Below are 1,926 nucleotides of genomic sequence, written 5' to 3' on the forward strand. Positions count from 1 at the left end.
CCCGATTTCGATCTCGATCAGCACCTCAAACGGGTGATCTTGCCGGGCAAGGCGGGCAAGCTCGAGCTGGAGAAGCTGGTGGCCGATCTCGCCTCGACGCCGCTCAACCACCAGCGTCCCCTGTGGGACATGCACCTGACCGACACCTCCCTGGGCGGCCAGGCGCTGGTGGTGCGGATCCACCACGCCATGGGCGACGGTTTCTCGCTGGTGCGGGCCATGCTCACCATGATGGACAACACCCCGGAAGGATCGCCGCGACCACCGTCACCGGAGCCACGGGATGATAGCGATGCCGAGGAAGAGGACGACAGTCACCACGGCAGCCGTCTGGTGCGGGCCGGTCTCAAGCTGACCGGTACCCTCTGGTCCAAATATGTCGAGGTGGTGACCCATCCCACCAAGGCGGTGGATTACCTCAAGACCGGACGGGATGTGGCGAGCGAGCTGTGCAATATTGCCACCCTTTGCGATGACTCTCCCTGCCGCCTGCGGGGCAAGACCGCCAGCACCAAGCGGGTGGCCTGGTCGGAACAAATTGCCTTGCCGGATATCAAGGCGGTAGGCAAGGTGCTGGGCTGTTCGGTCAACGATCTGCTGATCGCCGCCACTGCGGGGGCATTTCGCCACTACCTGCAGGAGAAGGGGGATGACGCCAACAAGGTCGAGATCCGCGCCCTGGTGCCGGTCAATATGCGTGCGCCGAATGATGATGGGGCACTGGGCAATCGCTTCGGGCTGGTGGCCCTGGACTTGCCGCTGGATGTCGAACACCCGCTGCAACGGCTATACACCGTGCGAGATCGGATGCAGGCGCTGCGCACCTCGCTGCAACCTGTCGTCGTGCTCAATCTGTTGCATGCCCTTGGCATGGCCCCCAAAGCGGTGCAGCAGCAGGCGGTCGAACTGCTGTCGGCCAAGGCCAGCGCGGTGATCACCAATGTGCCCGGCCCGCAGCAGACCCTCTATCTGGCCGGTGCAAAGCTGCGTCAACCGCTGTTCTGGGTGCCGCAGGCGGGTGATATCGGCGTCGGCGTCTCTATCCTCTCTTACGACAACAAGGTGCAACTGGGCCTTATCACCGACAAGAAGCTGGTGCCGGATCCGGATTTGGTGGTCGCACGGTTTGCGGTGGAGTTTGAGCAACTGCTGTTGCTGGTGCTGATGGAGCCGGAGCTGTTGTTCGACCCCAACGGACTGGATGCGCTGCTCGGTTGAGCCGCGCTTAATCGACTGGCGACAAGGAGTTCAACCACTCAACGTCCCTCATAAAAGAGGCCAACCCGCGGGTTGGCCTCTTGCTTTGTTACCTCTGAGTGGCAGGAGTGACGGTTAATCCTCCAGCTCCTCGCGCGCCGCCTCCACATCGAGGCGCTCCATGGCATCTACCGGTTCACACTCGGCCGCCTCGGCGTAGAGGGTTTCGGCGGCTTTCAGGCGGCTCTTGCCGTGCAGCATCACCTGGGCGTTGGCGTACTCCATGCGAGCGATGGCGGAGTCGGGGATCAGCGCCAGCGCCTCCTTGAAGTGACGCTCGGACTCCTCTTTCTTGGCGCCATAGGTGAGGCCGCCAATCATGGCCCCCAGTTTGTCGACAATCTCGGCATGCCAGGCACCAAAGGCGATATGGGCCTCGGCGTGGTCGGGCTCAAGTTCCAGCGCCTTTTCAAGGCTTGCCTTGATCTTGTCGCCAATGCCTTGCGAGAGGGCCTTGGAGATGGAAATGACCTGACTGTAGCGACCGAGTGCCAGCGCGTGGAAATACCAGGCGTTGGCGTTCTTGGGCTGACGTTTTTGCAGCTTCTCGGCATGGCTGGCGGCCCGTTCGAAGGCGGCGCGCTTGGCGTACTTATCCTCCAGCAGGTAACTGGCGTGGATCACCAGCGCCTTGTTCGCCACATTGAAACCAGCCTCACCGGCCGCTTC

2 protein-coding genes are annotated in these 1,926 nt (G+C 62.4%); one reads left to right on the forward strand and one right to left on the reverse strand.

Features of this window, described 5'->3' with window-relative positions; translation table 11 throughout:
• Positions 1 to 1,218 (forward strand): wax ester/triacylglycerol synthase family O-acyltransferase (locus LD28_RS0112885; RefSeq protein WP_033137368.1); only part of this gene is annotated, 1,218 nt, incomplete at its 5' end.
• A gap of 114 nt (positions 1,219 to 1,332) precedes the next feature.
• Here the strand turns inward: LD28_RS0112885 and LD28_RS0112890 are convergent.
• Positions 1,333 to 1,926, reverse strand: a 594-nt coding sequence (locus tag LD28_RS0112890) for a tetratricopeptide repeat protein (RefSeq protein ID WP_033137369.1), incomplete at its 5' end; no start/stop codon positions are given.

Origin of the sequence: Aeromonas finlandensis (assembly GCF_000764645.1) — a bacterium.
Lineage (GTDB): Bacteria > Pseudomonadota > Gammaproteobacteria > Enterobacterales > Aeromonadaceae > Aeromonas > Aeromonas finlandensis.